Annotated in this window: 13 protein-coding genes; all 13 read right to left on the bottom strand. The window is 59.4% G+C overall.

The window, feature by feature from the left end; genetic code table 11:
* Positions 1–2 precede the first annotated feature (2 nt).
* A complete protein-coding gene (gene nuoC, locus LVW35_RS16760; RefSeq protein WP_233891178.1) occupies positions 3–1,787 on the bottom strand; it encodes an NADH-quinone oxidoreductase subunit C/D in 1,785 nt (594 codons plus the stop codon).
* Between the two features lie 72 nt (positions 1,788–1,859).
* A complete protein-coding gene (locus LVW35_RS16755; protein ID WP_016969249.1) occupies positions 1,860–2,534 on the bottom strand; it encodes a NuoB/complex I 20 kDa subunit family protein in 675 nt (224 codons plus the stop codon).
* 10 nt (positions 2,535–2,544) lie between these two features.
* Positions 2,545–2,958, bottom strand: a complete 414-nt coding sequence (locus tag LVW35_RS16750; RefSeq protein ID WP_003219575.1) for an NADH-quinone oxidoreductase subunit A — start codon at positions 2,956–2,958, stop codon at positions 2,545–2,547.
* A gap of 252 nt (positions 2,959–3,210) precedes the next feature.
* Positions 3,211–3,387 carry a hypothetical protein gene (locus LVW35_RS16745; protein ID WP_233891177.1) on the bottom strand — a complete coding sequence of 59 codons (177 nt, stop codon included), beginning with the start codon at positions 3,385–3,387 and terminating at the stop codon, positions 3,211–3,213.
* A 141-nt stretch (positions 3,388–3,528) separates the two neighbouring features.
* On the bottom strand, positions 3,529–4,854 hold the full coding sequence (gene aceA, locus LVW35_RS16740) for an isocitrate lyase (RefSeq protein WP_025858968.1): 1,326 nt from the start codon (positions 4,852–4,854) through the stop codon (positions 3,529–3,531).
* Between the two features lie 490 nt (positions 4,855–5,344).
* A complete protein-coding gene (locus LVW35_RS16735) occupies positions 5,345–6,082 on the bottom strand; it encodes a secretin N-terminal domain-containing protein (RefSeq protein ID WP_233891176.1) in 738 nt (245 codons plus the stop codon).
* A 136-nt stretch (positions 6,083–6,218) separates the two neighbouring features.
* The gene (locus tag LVW35_RS16730) at positions 6,219–6,641 is read right to left on the bottom strand and encodes a GNAT family N-acetyltransferase (RefSeq protein ID WP_233891175.1); all 423 of its coding nucleotides are present in this window, start codon (positions 6,639–6,641) and stop codon (positions 6,219–6,221) included.
* Positions 6,634–7,800, bottom strand: a complete 1,167-nt coding sequence (locus LVW35_RS16725; RefSeq protein WP_233891174.1) for a ribosomal protein uL16 3-hydroxylase — start codon at positions 7,798–7,800, stop codon at positions 6,634–6,636. Before LVW35_RS16725 ends, LVW35_RS16730 begins: the two co-directional genes overlap by 8 nt.
* A gap of 84 nt (positions 7,801–7,884) precedes the next feature.
* Positions 7,885–9,255 carry an adenylosuccinate lyase gene (gene purB, locus LVW35_RS16720; RefSeq protein ID WP_233891173.1) on the bottom strand — a complete coding sequence of 457 codons (1,371 nt, stop codon included), beginning with the start codon at positions 9,253–9,255 and terminating at the stop codon, positions 7,885–7,887.
* 124 nt (positions 9,256–9,379) lie between these two features.
* A complete protein-coding gene (gene hflD, locus LVW35_RS16715; RefSeq protein WP_028616800.1) occupies positions 9,380–10,003 on the bottom strand; it encodes a high frequency lysogenization protein HflD in 624 nt (207 codons plus the stop codon).
* Positions 10,000–11,124, bottom strand: coding sequence for a tRNA 2-thiouridine(34) synthase MnmA (mnmA, locus tag LVW35_RS16710; protein WP_233891172.1), 1,125 nt, complete (start codon positions 11,122–11,124; stop codon positions 10,000–10,002). Before mnmA ends, hflD begins: the two co-directional genes overlap by 4 nt.
* A gap of 59 nt (positions 11,125–11,183) precedes the next feature.
* The gene (locus LVW35_RS16705) at positions 11,184–11,630 is read right to left on the bottom strand and encodes an NUDIX hydrolase (protein ID WP_233891171.1); all 447 of its coding nucleotides are present in this window, start codon (positions 11,628–11,630) and stop codon (positions 11,184–11,186) included.
* A gap of 221 nt (positions 11,631–11,851) precedes the next feature.
* Entirely contained in the window at positions 11,852–14,077 is a 2,226-nt protein-coding gene (locus LVW35_RS16700; RefSeq protein ID WP_233891170.1) for an NADP-dependent isocitrate dehydrogenase, read from the bottom strand.
* Positions 14,078–14,389 lie beyond the last annotated feature (312 nt).

Genomic DNA, 14,389 nt, shown 5'->3' with positions numbered 1-14,389 from the left:
GCTTAGCGGTCCACGTCGGCCATAACGAAATCGATACTACCCAGGTACGCAATCAAGTCCGCGACCATCTCGCCTTTGATCACCGAAGGGATCTGCTGCAAGTGGGCAAAGCTTGGGGTACGAATCCGGGTACGGTAGCTCATGGTGCCGCCATCGCTCGTCAGGTAATAACTGTTGATACCCTTGGTCGCTTCAATCATCTGGAAGGACTCGTTGGCCGGCATGACCGGGCCCCACGAAACCTGCAGGAAGTGCGTGATCAGGGTTTCGATGTGCTGCAGCGTGCGCTCTTTGGGCGGCGGCGTGGTCAGCGGGTGATCCGCCTTGTACGGGCCTGCCGGCATGTTGCGCATGCACTGCTCGATGATCTTCAGGCTCTGGCGCATTTCTTCGACGCGCACGATGCAACGGTCGTAGGCATCGCCATTGGCCGCCAGCGGGACTTCGAATTCGAAGTTTTCGTAGCCCGAGTACGGACGCGCTTTACGCAGGTCGAAGTCGCAACCGGTGGACCGCAGGCCAGCACCGGTGACGCCCCATTCCAGGGCCTCTTTGGTGTTGTACTGGGCGACGCCGATGGTACGGCCCTTGAGGATGCTGTTGTCCAGCGCAGCCTTTTGGTACTCGTCCAGGCGCTTGGGCATCCAGTCGATGAACTCCTTGACCAGTCGCTCCCAACCATTGGGCAGGTCGTGGGCCACGCCGCCGATGCGGTACCAGGCCGGGTGCAGGCGGAAACCGGTGATGGCTTCGATGACCTTGTAGGCGCGCTGACGGTCGGTGAAGGTGAAGAACACCGGGGTCATGGCGCCGACGTCCTGGATATAGGTACCCAGGAACAGCAGGTGGCTGGTGATCCGGAAGAACTCGGCCATCATGATGCGGATGGTGTCGACGCGGTCCGGCACCTTGATGCCAGCCAGCTTCTCGACCGAGAGCACGTACGGCAGGTTGTTCATCACGCCGCCGAGGTAGTCGATACGGTCGGTGTACGGGATGAAGCTGTGCCACGACTGACGCTCGGCCATCTTCTCGGCACCACGGTGGTGGTAGCCGATGTCCGGCACGCAGTCGACGATTTCTTCGCCGTCCAATTGCAGGATGATACGGAAAGCACCGTGGGCCGAAGGGTGGTTCGGGCCCAGGTTGAGGAACATGTAGTCCTCGTTGGTGCCGGAGCGCTTCATGCCCCAGTCTTCCGGACGGAAGCGTGCAGCCTCTTCTTCAAGCTGTTGCTTGGCGAGGTTGAGGCTGAACGGATCGAATTCGGTGGCGCGGGCAGGGAAGTCCTTGCGCAGCGGATGACCTTCCCAGGTCGGCGGCATCATGATGCGCGTCAGGTGCGGGTGGCCCGGGAAGTCGATCCCGAACATGTCCCAGACTTCGCGTTCATACCAGCTGGCGTTCGGCCAGATACCGGTCACGGTCGGTACGCTCAGGTCGCTCTCGGACAGGGCGACCTTGATCATCACGTCGCTGTTACGTTCGATCGACAGCAGGTGGTAGAACACGGTGAAATCGGCGCCGCTCGGCAAGCCCTGGCGCTTGGTGCGCAGACGCTCGTCCACGCCATGCAGGTCATAGAGCATGACGTACGGCTTGGGCAGGTTGCGCAGGAAGGTCAGGACTTCGACAAGCTTGGCACGCGCCACCCACAGCACCGGCATACCGGTACGTGTGGCCTGGGCGGTGAAGGCGTCAGGGCCAAAACGGTTATTGAGTTCGACGACCACATCCTGGTCGTCTGCCTTATAAGGCGGGATGCGTCGAGCACTGCCTGTAGTCATGTTTTTTTATCGCTTTCGGTCAACGTAAAGAATGAAGCCAGGTTTTCGTTCTATAAAAGAAGCGGTGCTGGATCAGACTTCGTCGGGGCTGCGCAGATTGGTGACTGCGATTCGCTGTTCGCGACGCTCTTCCTTTTGCGAAGGCATCTCGGCGCGGTACACGCCTTGATCGCCGACGACCCAGGAAAGCGGGCGACGCTCCTTGCCAATCGATTCCTGCAACAGCATCAAGCCTTGCAGGAATGCTTCAGGGCGGGGCGGGCAGCCAGGCACGTAGACGTCCACGGGCAGGAACTTGTCCACCCCTTGAACGACGGAGTAGATGTCGTACATGCCACCGGAGTTGGCGCACGAACCCATGGAGATAACCCACTTTGGCTCGAGCATTTGCTCGTAGAGACGCTGAATGATCGGCGCCATCTTGATAAAGCAGGTTCCGGCGATAACCATGAAATCCGCCTGGCGCGGCGATGCCCGGATAACTTCGGCGCCAAAGCGCGCGATGTCGTGGGGCGCCGTGAAGGCGGTGGTCATTTCCACGTAGCAGCACGAAAGACCGAAGTTGTACGGCCACAGGGAGTTCTTACGTCCCCAGTTGACCGCGCCACTCAGCACGTCTTCGAGCTTGCCCATGTAGATGTTTTTGTGGACTTGGTCTTCTAACGGGTCGGAAACGGTTTCCCGTTCGCCGATGGGGTACTGCTCGTTAGGAGCATCCGGGTCGATCCTGGTGAGATTGTATTGCATCGCCAAAGCCTCATTGTTTCAGCTTCGCTTGCCGCTTACGACGAGCTTCCGGAGCCCAGTCAAGGGCGCCTACTCGGAATAGGTAGACAAGACCTGCCAACAGAATTGCTATGAAAACGAGGGCTTCGACGAATCCGGTCCAGCCGCTTTCGCGGACGGACACAGACCAGGCAAAGAGAAAAAGGGCTTCGATATCGAAGATCACGAACAGCATCGCGACCAGATAGAATTTGGCTGAGAGCCGCAAGCGGGCGCCACCTGTAGGCAGCATGCCGGACTCGAACGGTTCATTTTTGCTGCGGCCCCAGGCTTTTGACCCGAGGAGGCTGGAGACACCAAGCATGAAGGCGCAAAGGCCGACTACACCGAGAAGGAAAATGGCAAAGCCCCAGTTGTGGGCCATGAGTCCTGTCGCTTCGGTCATGCTGGAAATCCTTAACAGAGAGCAAAAGTCTCTGAGCTCGAAAAAGTAACGATGCAGTGACGATATGTCGCACTGCAATCAATCGCGGTGATTTTATGGCTAAACACCGGGCAAGTAAAATTCCCAGGGCGAAATTATTCGATGGAATAAGGACATAGTGCACCTTCGTGGGGCTGTAGCCCTTGTGTGACGGGCATTAGCGGGCATTTAATCAAATGTGTTTTGTTTGACCGGTAACGAAGTTTTTGTCGGCTAAATGATAATGAATATTGTTTGTGCGAGGTTTAAGCGAATGGTTCTCGTGTGGCGCGGGAAGTTGCCGTTACTTGCCTTGATTACCGCTAGTTGCTGGAACAGATCTTTTAACCGATTTGAATCAGGCGAATAGCGCTCTGGATCAACGTTTTGCGCAAAATCTTCAAGCTGCACGCATTACTCCTGCGGGAGCGTTGTGCCGATCAAATTTCCATCCGAGCAAAAAAATGCCCCGAACCAGTCGGGGCGTGATTGCTGTGCGGCACTGCGGTTAGGTCTTCCTTGGGGCCGCAGTGGCCGTGTACTCGATGCTACTTAGTGGAACTGCTCTTCTTCGGTCGAACCGGTCAGCGCGGTCACGGACGAGGTGCCGCCCTGGATCACGGTGGTCATGTCGTCGAAGTAGCCGGTGCCCACTTCCTGCTGGTGCGCCACGAAGGTGTAACCCTTGGCGGCGTCAGCGAACTCCTGCTCTTGCAGTTTCACGTAGGCAGTCATGTCGTTGCGGGCGTAGTCGTGCGCCAGGTTGAACATGCTGTGCCACATGTTGTGAATGCCGGCCAGGGTGATGAACTGGTGCTTGTAGCCCATGGCGGACAGCTCGCGCTGGAACTTGGCGATGGTTGCGTCGTCCAGGTTCTTCTTCCAGTTGAAGGACGGCGAGCAATTGTAGGACAGCAGCTGGTCCGGGTATTCCTTCTTGATCGCTTCGGCGAAACGACGGGCTTCGTCCAGGTCCGGCTTGGCGGTTTCGCACCAGATCAGGTCGGCATACGGTGCGTAGGCCAAGCCGCGAGCGATGGCCTGGTCGAGGCCGGCGCGTACTTTATAGAAGCCTTCCTGGGTGCGCTCGCCGGTCACAAATGGCTGGTCGTATGGGTCGCAGTCCGAGGTCAGCAGGTCAGCGGCGTTGGCGTCGGTACGGGCCAGAATGATGGTGGGTGTGCCGGCGACGTCGGCGGCCAGGCGGGCAGCGGTAAGCTTCTGTACGGCTTCCTGGGTAGGAACCAATACCTTGCCGCCCATATGGCCACATTTTTTCACCGAAGCCAGCTGATCTTCGAAGTGCACGCCGGCGGCGCCAGCTTCGATCATGCTCTTCATCAGCTCGTAGGCGTTCAGGACGCCGCCGAAACCGGCTTCGGCGTCAGCCACGATTGGCGCGAAGTAGTCGATGTAGCCTTCATCGCCCGGGCCTTTACCAGCTTTCCACTGGATCTGGTCGGCACGGCGGAACGAGTTGTTGATGCGCTTGACCACGGTTGGAACCGAATCCACCGGGTACAGCGATTGGTCGGGGTACATGGATTCAGCGGAGTTGTTGTCCGCCGCCACTTGCCAGCCGGACAGGTAGATCGCCTGGATACCGGCTTTCACCTGCTGGACTGCCTGGCCGCCAGTGAGGGCGCCCATGCAGTTGACGAAATCTTTGTCGGGGCGGAAAGAAGGCTTGGCACCTTGGGTCACCAGGTTCCACAGCTTCTCGGCGCCGAGTTTTGCAAAGGTGTGCTCAGGCTGAACCGAGCCACGCAGGCGGACGACGTCAGCAGCGGAATAAGCGCGGGTCACGCCTTTCCAGCGTGGGTTTTCAGCCCAGTCTTTCTCGAGGGCTGCAATTTGCTGTTCGCGTGTCAGTGCCATGGGAGTAAACCTCGTCGCGTCTTCTTGTGGTGGAAAAATCCATTTGCCAGCCCTGCATTCAAATGCGTGGGCAGGGCTGCTCGCTGACCAGAAGCGTAGGCGGTCATGTCGGGTCTGGCGGGGAATGCGACGGGATGAATGATTGGCGAGAGGGGCGGTAGGTAAAGGCAGGCCGCGAACAGTCTGAGGGCGTCGTGGGCCCTTGGGTGTTCAACAGCGTGTAGCCGGGTTACCTGGTTAGCTTCCGTCCCTCGGGACAACTTCGTTCCAGTCGCAACCTCGTCAAACACGCCTTGTGGGCGGTACAGACACGAATCGGCTCGGGTGGGTAGCTTGGAGCGGCGATCCGAAGGCCCTTGCCAGGGCCCCTGATTAGCGGGAGCGAGGCCATCATGCCCATGCTTTTTTAGATCGTCAAATGTTTTGTAGTGCTTTTTTTAAAGCACTACATCTTTAGTCTGATACGACTCATCAGTCAGTTTTTGGTGCTTCAGTTCAGGGTATCGACCTTAACCCGCAAAGTCAGGTCATCGCGGCCCTGAGTAGAGTAGCTGCGGGTTGTAGAGGATTTGTCGGCCTGGGTTTCGCGATTGATACCGGCCAGGGGAATCCACTCGCCCAGTCGCCCGCTGACGGTTGTGTCGGTACTTTGCACATTCACTACATCGGGACGTTCCTGGCTCATGCGGTCACGGTTGGTACTGATCGCCAGGTGCACAGTCTCGCCGGTGACGCTTGCAGTTACATAGAAACCCTGGGTGACGTTGCGGTATTGGGTCTGATTCTGCAGGCGGCCGTAACTGTCTTGCTGGGTGGTGGTCAGCGGTACGCTCTGGCCGACCTGGATCAGTGCGGGCACACCTTCGCTGGCCTGGATCTGCTGGATGCCGCCGTCGCGGCTGGCGGTGCCGTAGCTGATGATGCGGGTCTGGCTGTCGCCGCTGTTTTGTTGGTTGTTTTCGTTGGTGTCGACGGTGATCAGCAGACGTTTGGCGGGTATGTCCAGCTGAGACAGCAAGGCGCGCAGGTCCTGGATCTTGGCGGGGTCGGCGTTTACGATCAGCTGGTTGCCATAAGCACTGACAGTGCCGTCCTTGCCGATGAAGTTCTGCGCCACGGGCAGCAGGTCGGCACTGGTGCGGTTGCTCAGGTTGACGACTTCGGTGTCGGCCGCGGCTGAAACGCTGGCGGTCAGGAGGAGGGCGGTGAGCAGCGTGCGTAGGGACATTTCCGTTATCTCTGCGAGTCATTTAGGCTGGATAGTGCCAGTTTGTCGGCCTGGCAGGTCGCAAATTGAATCCTGGACGGCAAAACACCCTGACATCGGAAGATGGCAGGGTGCTTGTTTGCAGCAGATGGAAGGCTTAACCCTCGCGCACCATATCCACGTGCGGAATCCCGACTTCGAGGAATTCGTCACTGACGATCTTGAAGCCCAACCGCTCATAGAACGGCGCTGCATACACCTGTGCACTCAGGAACTGTTTGGCCTGGCCGCGCTTCTCGGCCACGCCGATAACGGCTTCCATCAGCTTATCGCCGACCTTCAGCCCGCGCCAGTCCTTGAGCACCGACACGCGCCCGATCTCGCCGCTGGGCAGCAGACGCGCGGTGCCGATCGGAAAGTCGCCCTCGAACGCGAGGAAATGTACGGCACCGGCGTCGTCCGCGTCCCACTCCAGCTCCGGTGGAACCGATTGCTCAGCGATAAACACCGCTTCACGAATGCGCCGAATATCGGCGATATCCTTTTGCCAGTCCGCGACACTTACGTGAATCTTATTCATCGGCAAATCCCAGGCTTCCTTGCTTGACCAGTTCGCACAGCAGGTCACGCCCGTCTTCGTCCGCCAGCCACGGGCCGAGGTTTTCGGCGTGCAGGGCGTCGGCAGCGCAGATCAGCTTGAGCAATTCGCGCAACTTGCCCGGTAGGTAACGGCTCTGGCCGCTGGCGAACAGCAGCACATCGTCGTCGACTTCCGACCAAGCCAGGCGTGCGCTTGGGTTACGCACCAGGATCGCGCCGTCTTGCAGACTGTTGACGAAATCTTCTTCCCCCAATTCTTCACCGGCTACCAATTCAGGGTAGCGTGGCTCGGTCATGAACTGACCGAACCAGGTCAGCAGCATGCGCTCGTCGCTCATGTGCTCGGCCAGCAGGCTCTTGAGGCGATCGAGGGCGTCGCCCTGGATTTGGTGCGGGTCGCTGACCGGCTGGGCGTCGGCGTCGGTGTAGCGCTCTTCGTCAGTCAGGTACTGGCTGAGGAAGTCGGTGAAGTGGGTCAGCACTTCAGCGGCGCTTGGCGCGCGGAAGCCGACGGAGTAGGTCATGCAGTCATCTTCGGCAATGCCGAAATGCGCCAGGCGCGGCGGCAGGTAGAGCATGTCGCCTGGTTCCAGGACCCATTCGGCGCTTTCTTCGAATTCAGCCAGGATGCGCAGGTCGGCGTGCTGCAGCAATGGGCTTTCCGAGCTGCACATCTGGCCGATCTTCCAGTTGCGCTTGCCCTGGGCCTGCAGCAGGAACACGTCGTAGTTGTCGAAGTGCGGACCGACGCTGCCGCCGGGTGCGGCAAAGCTGATCATCACATCATCGATGCGCCAGCTTGGTAGGAAGCGGAACTGCTCCAGCAGCTCGGCCACTTCCGGTACGAACTGGTCAACGGCCTGCACCAGCAGGGTCCACTCGCGCTCAGGCAGGGTGCTGAATGCATCTTCAGCAAATGGGCCGCGACGCAATTCCCACGGACGCTCGCCGTGTTCGATCACCAGGCGCGATTCGACTTCTTCTTCCAGGGCCAGGCCGGCCAGTTCGTCGGCGTCGATCGGGCTTTCGAAGTCAGGGATGGCCTGGCGGATCAGCAGCGGTTTTTTCTGCCAGTAGTCGCGCAGGAATTCCCGTGCCGTGATGCCGCCCAGAAGTTGAAGAGGGATATCAGGATTCATGTGTAACCTATTGAAAAAAAGCATTTTTCAGACTGAAATAAAAACGCCCGGCGCGGCCGGGCGTCTCAAAGGGTCGAGCGACGATCAGATGCGCTTGGCTTGCTCTACAGCGTTACCGATGTAGTTGGCCGGGGTCAGCAGTTTCAGCTCGGCCTTGGCCGCGGCTGGCATGTCCAGGCCGTCGATGAAATTTTGCAGCGCTTCTGGGCTGATGCCCTTGCCGCGCGTCAATTCTTTCAGCTTCTCGTACGGGTTTTCGATGTTGTAGCGGCGCATCACGGTCTGGATCGGCTCGGCCAACACTTCCCAGCACGCGTCCAGGTCAGCGGCAATCTTCTGCTCGTTGAGTTCCAGCTTGCTGATGCCTTTAAGACTGGCTTCGTACGCGATCACACTGTGGGCAAAGCCCACGCCGAGGTTGCGCAGTACGGTGGAGTCGGTCAGATCGCGCTGCCAGCGGGAAATCGGCAACTTGCTGGCCAGGTGTTGGAACAGGGCGTTGGCAATGCCGAGGTTGCCTTCGGAGTTTTCGAAGTCGATCGGGTTGACCTTGTGCGGCATGGTCGACGAACCGATTTCACCGGCAATGGTGCGCTGCTTGAAGTAGCCCAGGGAGATGTAGCCCCAGATATCGCGATCGAAGTCGATCAGGATGGTGTTGAAGCGCGCAATGGCGTCGAACAGCTCGGCGATGTAGTCGTGGGGTTCGATCTGCGTGGTGTACGGGTTGAAGCCCAGGCCCAGCTCGTCTTCGATGAAGGCGCGGGCGTTGGCTTCCCAGTCGATCTCAGGGTAGGCCGAGATGTGTGCGTTGTAGTTGCCCACGGCGCCGTTGATCTTGCCCAGCAGTGGTACGGCTGCGACTTGAGCGATTTGGCGCTCCAGGCGGTACACCACGTTGGCCAGCTCTTTACCCAGGGTGGTCGGCGACGCCGGCTGGCCGTGGGTGCGCGACAGCATTGGCACGTCGGCGAAGCGGGTGGCCAACTCGCGGATGGCATTGGCGGTCTGGCGCATCAGCGGCAGCATGACGTCATCACGGCCTTCGCGCAGCATCAGGGCGTGGGACAGGTTGTTGATGTCCTCGCTGGTGCAGGCAAAGTGGATGAACTCGCTGACCTGGGCCAGTTCCGGCAGCTTGGCCGCCTGCTCTTTGAGCAGGTATTCGATGGCTTTTACGTCGTGGTTGGTGGTGCGCTCGATCTCTTTCACACGCTCGGCGTGCTCCAGGGAGAAGTTTTCCGCCAGGGTGTTGAGCACAGCGTTGGCTTCGGCGGAAAACGCCGGTACTTCGCTGATAGCGGGGTGAGCGGCCAGGCGCTGGAGCCAGCGCACTTCAACCAGAACGCGAGCACGGATCAAGCCGTATTCGCTGAAAATAGGGCGCAGGGCCTGGGTTTTGCCGGCGTAGCGGCCGTCAACAGGGGAAACCGCAGTGAGCGAAGAGAGCTGCATGGGGTGTTCTCGGACAGTCGGGCAACGAAATGGGGCGCGTATCATACATGAAAAAATCCGCCGGTCCGTCGCCAACTGACCGGCGTATTACGCGTAACGCACGAAAAAATGCGGTTGCTGCGACTTATTCGTTGCGCATCAACGGGTAAAGCTCTTTGAGCAATTTGCGGCGGCTGATCACCAATTGCCAACGATGACCGCCCAACTGACGCCACAACCGCGCCGAACGAATACCGGCCAGCAGCAGGGCGCGGATTTTCGAGGCGTTGTTCGGTTGTTGCAGGTTGCGCATGTCGCCGTGCACCTGGATGCGCTGGCGCAAGGTGCTCAAGGTGTCCTGGTACAGCGCGCCACAGGCCGCGATCACGTTTTCGTGGGCCGGACCGAAGTGTTCCACCTGGGACTGGATCTGCGGCAGGCGCTTGCCGATGACCTCGAGCATGTCGTCACGCTTGGCCAGTTGACGCTCCAGGCCGAGCATCGACAGGGCGTAGCGCAACGGCTCGCGCTGCAAAGTGCTCGGATCACGCTCCAGAGCACCGATCAGGGCACGATAGCCTTCGCGCAGGGCGAGATCATCGCCGCCGTAGACTTCCAGGGTGTCCTTGGGGTCGCGGATCAACAAGCTGCCGAGCATGCAGGTCAGGCCCGCTTCAGTGACTTGGCCGGTCTTGGCAATTTTGTCCACCAGTACGGCGGCGAGGAAAACCCCGCCCAATGCCGTCAATTGCTCCTGGGTCGGGCTCATGCCGATTTGCTCCAGGCTTCTGCCACTTCAATCACGCCGCCGCCCAGGCAGATTTCGCCGTCATAGAACACTACGGACTGGCCAGGTGTGACCGCGCGTTGCGGATCATCAAACGTGGCGCGATAGCCTGTAGCGGTTTTTTCCAGCGTGCAGGGCTGGTCGCTCTGGCGATAACGCACCTTGGCGGTCAGGCGGCGCGGGGAGCTCAGGTCGATCGGGTTGACCCAATAGATCTCGGAGGCAAGCAGGGCGCCGGAGAACAGCAGCGGGTGCTCGTTGCCCTGGCCGACGATCAGCTCGTTGTTCTCAAGATCTTTGATCAGCACGTACCACGGCTCTTCACCAGCGTCTTTCAAACCGCCGATGCCCAGGCCCTGACGCTGGCCGATGGTGTGGTACATCAGGCCATGGTGGCGGCCAATGACGTCGCCTTCCGTGGTTTTGATTTCACCCGGTTGCGCCGGTAGGTACTGCTTGAGGAAGTCGCTGAATCGGCGCTCGCCGATAAAGCAGATTCCCGTGGAGTCCTTCTTCTTGGCAGTGGCCAGGCCGTGTTGCTCGGCGATCTTGCGCACTTCGGGTTTTTCCAGCTCGCCCACCGGGAACAACGTCTTGGCGATCTGTTCACCGCCGACGGCGTGCAGGAAGTAGCTCTGGTCCTTGTTCGGGTCCAGGCCCTTGAGCAGTTCGGTGCGACCATCGATATCGCGGCGGCGCACATAGTGGCCAGTGGCGATCAGGTCGGCGCCGAGCATCATGGCGTAGTCGAGGAATGCCTTGAACTTGATCTCGCGGTTGCACAGGATATCCGGGTTCGGCGTGCGGCCTGCCTTGTATTCGGCCAGGAAGTGCTCGAACACGTTGTCCCAGTACTCGGCGGCGAAGTTGGCGGTGTGCAGCTTGATACCGATCTTGTCGCACACGGCCTGGGCGTCAGCCAGGTCGTCCATGGCGGTGCAGTATTCCGTTCCATCGTCTTCTTCCCAGTTCTTCATGAACAGGCCTTCCACCTCATAACCCTGCTCCATGAGCAGAACGGCGGAAACGGAAGAATCCACGCCGCCGGACATGCCGACGATGACGCGCTTCTTTTGTATGTCAGAAGGGGCTGGATCACGCATAGGGTTTCAACGGGTGTCTTGAAAAAGGACGCGATTCTATCAGGCTCAGGCCTTCAAGGCTAAAGAGAAGGGCGGATCAATTCGAGGCTGTGGCAGTGGCCGGCCAGATAATCATCGATACAGCGGATGATCAGCTCGCTGCGCCAGTCGTCGCGCAGGTCCATCAGTTCGTCACGGGTCAGCCAGCGGGCACGCAGGATGCCTTCGTCGAGTGGGTAGTCCGAACGGTGTTTCAGGGCTTTGGCAATAAAGCAGACTCTTTGATAGGTCACGCCATTGCTGGGGGCGGTGTACAGGTAAATGCCGAGGATACCGGTGGCTTCGACGTCCCAGCCGGTTTCTTCGAGGGTCTCGCGCACGGCTGCTTCGGTCAGGGTTTCATTTGGATCCAGGTGGCCGGCGGGCTGGTTGAGCACGGCACGGCCGCCCTTGAGTTCCTCGACCATCAGGAAGCGGCCGTTGTCTTCGACAATGGTGGCGACGGTGATGTGGGGTTGCCAGGTCATGGAAAGCCTCAGTGAAGAATGCGACGCGGTCTTTGGGCAGGATTGCAGTCAATGTGGCAGCGGGCTTGCTCGCGAATGCAGGATGTCAGTCGCTGCAGGTGTAGGCCGACCCACCGCATTCGCGAGCAAGTCCGCTCCCACATTTAGATTCGGTTTTTTTGTTGAAAAGTAAAAACAGAAACCCCGGCACAAGGCCGGGGCTTCTTTGCATCCTTACAACCTTACTTCAACTTGGCAATCGCCGCATTGAGGGTGTTGCTCGGACGCATGGCCTTGCCTGTCAGCTCCGGGTTCGGCGCGTAGTAGCCGCCAATGTCCACTGGCTTGCCCTGGACGGCGTTGAGTTCGGCAACGATGGTTGCTTCGTTCGCGGTCAGGGTCTTGGCCAGTTCGCCGAACTGCGCTTGCAGTGCAGTGTCTTCAGTCTGGGCGGCCAGGGCTTGAGCCCAGTACAGCGCCAGGTAGAAGTGGCTGCCACGGTTGTCGATGTTGCCGACTTTGCGCGATGGCGACTTGTTGTTGTCGAGGAACTGGCCGGTGGCCTGGTCCAGGGTCTTGGACAGTACCAGGGCTTTCGGGTTGTTGTACGTCACACCCAGGTGCTCAAGGGAAGCGGCCAGGGCCAGGAACTCGCCCAGGGAATCCCAGCGCAGGAAGTTCTCTTCAACCAGTTGCTGCACGTGCTTCGGTGCCGAACCGCCGGCGCCGGTTTCGAACAGGCCACCGCCGTTCATCAGTGGCACGATGGACAGCATCTTGGCGCTGGTGCCCAGTTCCATGATCGGGAACAGGTCGGTCAGGTAGTCACGCAGCACGTTACCGGTCACCGAGATGGTGTCCAGGCCCTTGCGGGTGCGCTCCAGGGTGAACTTCATCGCTTCGACTGGCGACATGATGCGGATGTCCAGGCCTTCGGTGTTGTGATCTTTCAGATAAGCCTGAACTTTCTCGACCACGACCCCGTCGTGTGCACGCTTGGGGTCCAGCCAGAAAATGGCCGGGGTGTTGCTGGCGCGGGCGCGGTTGACGGCCAGTTTGACCCAGTCCTGGATCGGCGCGTCTTTGGTCTGGCACATGCGGAAGATGTCGCCGGCTTCAACTTTCTGTTCCATCAGCAGGTTGCCCTTGCTGTCGGTGACGCGCACTACGCCGTCAGCCTTGATCTGGAAGGTCTTGTCGTGGGAGCCGTACTCTTCGGCTTTCTTCGCCATCAGGCCAACGTTCGGCACGCTGCCCATGGTGGTCGGGTCGAAAGCGCCATTGGCCTTGCAGTCTTCGATGACCGCCTGATAGATGGTGGCGTAGCAGCGATCCGGGATCACGGCCTTGGTGTCGTGCAACTGGCCATCGGTGCCCCACATTTTGCCGGAGTCACGGATCATGGCCGGCATCGAGGCGTCGACGATCACGTCGCTCGGCACGTGCAGGTTGGTGATGCCTTTGTCGGAGTTGACCATCGCCAGGGAAGGGCGAGCCGCGTAAACGGCCTGGATGTCAGCTTCGATCTGCGCTTGCTGCTCGGCCGGCAGGGCCTTGATGCGCGCGTACAGATCGCCGATGCCGTTGTTCAGGTTGAAGCCGATCTGCTCCAGCACGGTGGCATGCTTGGTCAGGGCGTCTTTATAGAACTCGGCAACGATCTGGCCGAACATGATCGGGTCGGAGACCTTCATCATGGTGGCTTTCAGGTGAACCGACAGCAGCACGCCTTGTTTCTTGGCGTCTTCGATTTCAGCGGCGATGAACGCGCGCAGGGCTTTCTTGCTCAGTACAGCGGTGTCGATGATTTCGCCGGCCTGTACCGAAGTCTTTTCCTTAAGGACAGTGGCGGTGCCGTCCTGGGCGATCAGCTCGATTTTGACAGTGTCAGCCGCTTCGATCTGTACGGCTTTTTCGCTGCCGTAGAAATCGCCAGTGTTCATGTGGGCAATGTGCGACTTGGAGTCGGCAGCCCAGGCGCCCATTTTGTGCGGGTGCTTGCGTGCATAGTTCTTGACCGACAACGGTGCGCGGCGGTCGGAGTTGCCTTCGCGCAGTACCGGGTTCACGGCGCTGCCCTTGACCTTGTCGTAACGTGCACGGGTTTCTTTTTCCGCGTCGGTGGTTACGGTTTCCGGGTAGTCCGGCAGGGCGTAGCCCTGGGCCTGCAGTTCCTTGATCGCGGCTTGCAACTGCGGGGTCGAGGCGCTGATGTTAGGCAGCTTGATGATGTTGGCTTCAGGCGTAACGGCCAGGTCGCCCAGTTCGGCGAGGTGGTCCGGGATAGCCTTGGCGCCCAGTTGCTCGGGGAAGCTTGCGAGGATGCGCGCGGCGAGGGAGATGTCGCGGGTTTCCACGGCAATATCAGCGGAAGCGGTGAAGGCCTCTACGATAGGCAGCAGTGAATAGGTGGCGAGGGCCGGGGCTTCGTCGGTGAAGGTGTAGATGATCTTCGAGCGGGTGGGCATATTCGGATTAACTCTCTTCTTTGCTGAAAGCGTGCGCAGAAACTCGAGATGCGCCGGGTGGAGCGCGTTCGTTCAAAGTCATCCATGAGCGAAATGTCGAGGTTTCTTCGCGGTGATGTTGGGTTGCATCAGTCGAGCGTCAAGCGTTTGGACTATTGTAATAATCCTGCTTTCTGGCTGAAGGCTACTGTCTAGAGCGGTCAGCCGTCGTGACTCTTGGGTCAGCGGCGGCATTATACATAGGTCGCTATGCTTACGCCGAGCCTTCATACAAAAGGTGTGTCGTCCATTGGTCTAAAGGTCGCAGGGCCC

This window comes from Pseudomonas sp. HN11 (assembly GCF_021390155.1).
GTDB lineage: Bacteria > Pseudomonadota > Gammaproteobacteria > Pseudomonadales > Pseudomonadaceae > Aquipseudomonas.
Note: the sequence above shows the minus strand (reverse complement) of the source record. Positions and strands in the feature narration are given on the sequence as shown.

Coding starts and splice junctions, on each gene's coding strand:
- nuoC (WP_233891178.1), bottom strand. CDS start 1,787: ATGACTACAGGCAGTGCTCGACGCATCCCGCCTTATAAGGCAGACGAC.
- LVW35_RS16755 (WP_016969249.1), bottom strand. CDS start 2,534: ATGCAATACAATCTCACCAGGATCGACCCGGATGCTCCTAACGAGCAG.
- LVW35_RS16750 (WP_003219575.1), bottom strand. CDS start 2,958: ATGACCGAAGCGACAGGACTCATGGCCCACAACTGGGGCTTTGCCATT.
- aceA (WP_025858968.1), bottom strand. CDS start 4,854: ATGGCACTGACACGCGAACAGCAAATTGCAGCCCTCGAGAAAGACTGG.
- LVW35_RS16735 (WP_233891176.1), bottom strand. CDS start 6,082: ATGTCCCTACGCACGCTGCTCACCGCCCTCCTCCTGACCGCCAGCGTT.
- LVW35_RS16730 (WP_233891175.1), bottom strand. CDS start 6,641: ATGAATAAGATTCACGTAAGTGTCGCGGACTGGCAAAAGGATATCGCC.
- LVW35_RS16725 (WP_233891174.1), bottom strand. CDS start 7,800: ATGAATCCTGATATCCCTCTTCAACTTCTGGGCGGCATCACGGCACGG.
- purB (WP_233891173.1), bottom strand. CDS start 9,255: ATGCAGCTCTCTTCGCTCACTGCGGTTTCCCCTGTTGACGGCCGCTAC.
- hflD (WP_028616800.1), bottom strand. CDS start 10,003: ATGAGCCCGACCCAGGAGCAATTGACGGCATTGGGCGGGGTTTTCCTC.
- mnmA (WP_233891172.1), bottom strand. CDS start 11,124: ATGCGTGATCCAGCCCCTTCTGACATACAAAAGAAGCGCGTCATCGTC.
- LVW35_RS16705 (WP_233891171.1), bottom strand. CDS start 11,630: ATGACCTGGCAACCCCACATCACCGTCGCCACCATTGTCGAAGACAAC.
- LVW35_RS16700 (WP_233891170.1), bottom strand. CDS start 14,077: ATGCCCACCCGCTCGAAGATCATCTACACCTTCACCGACGAAGCCCCG.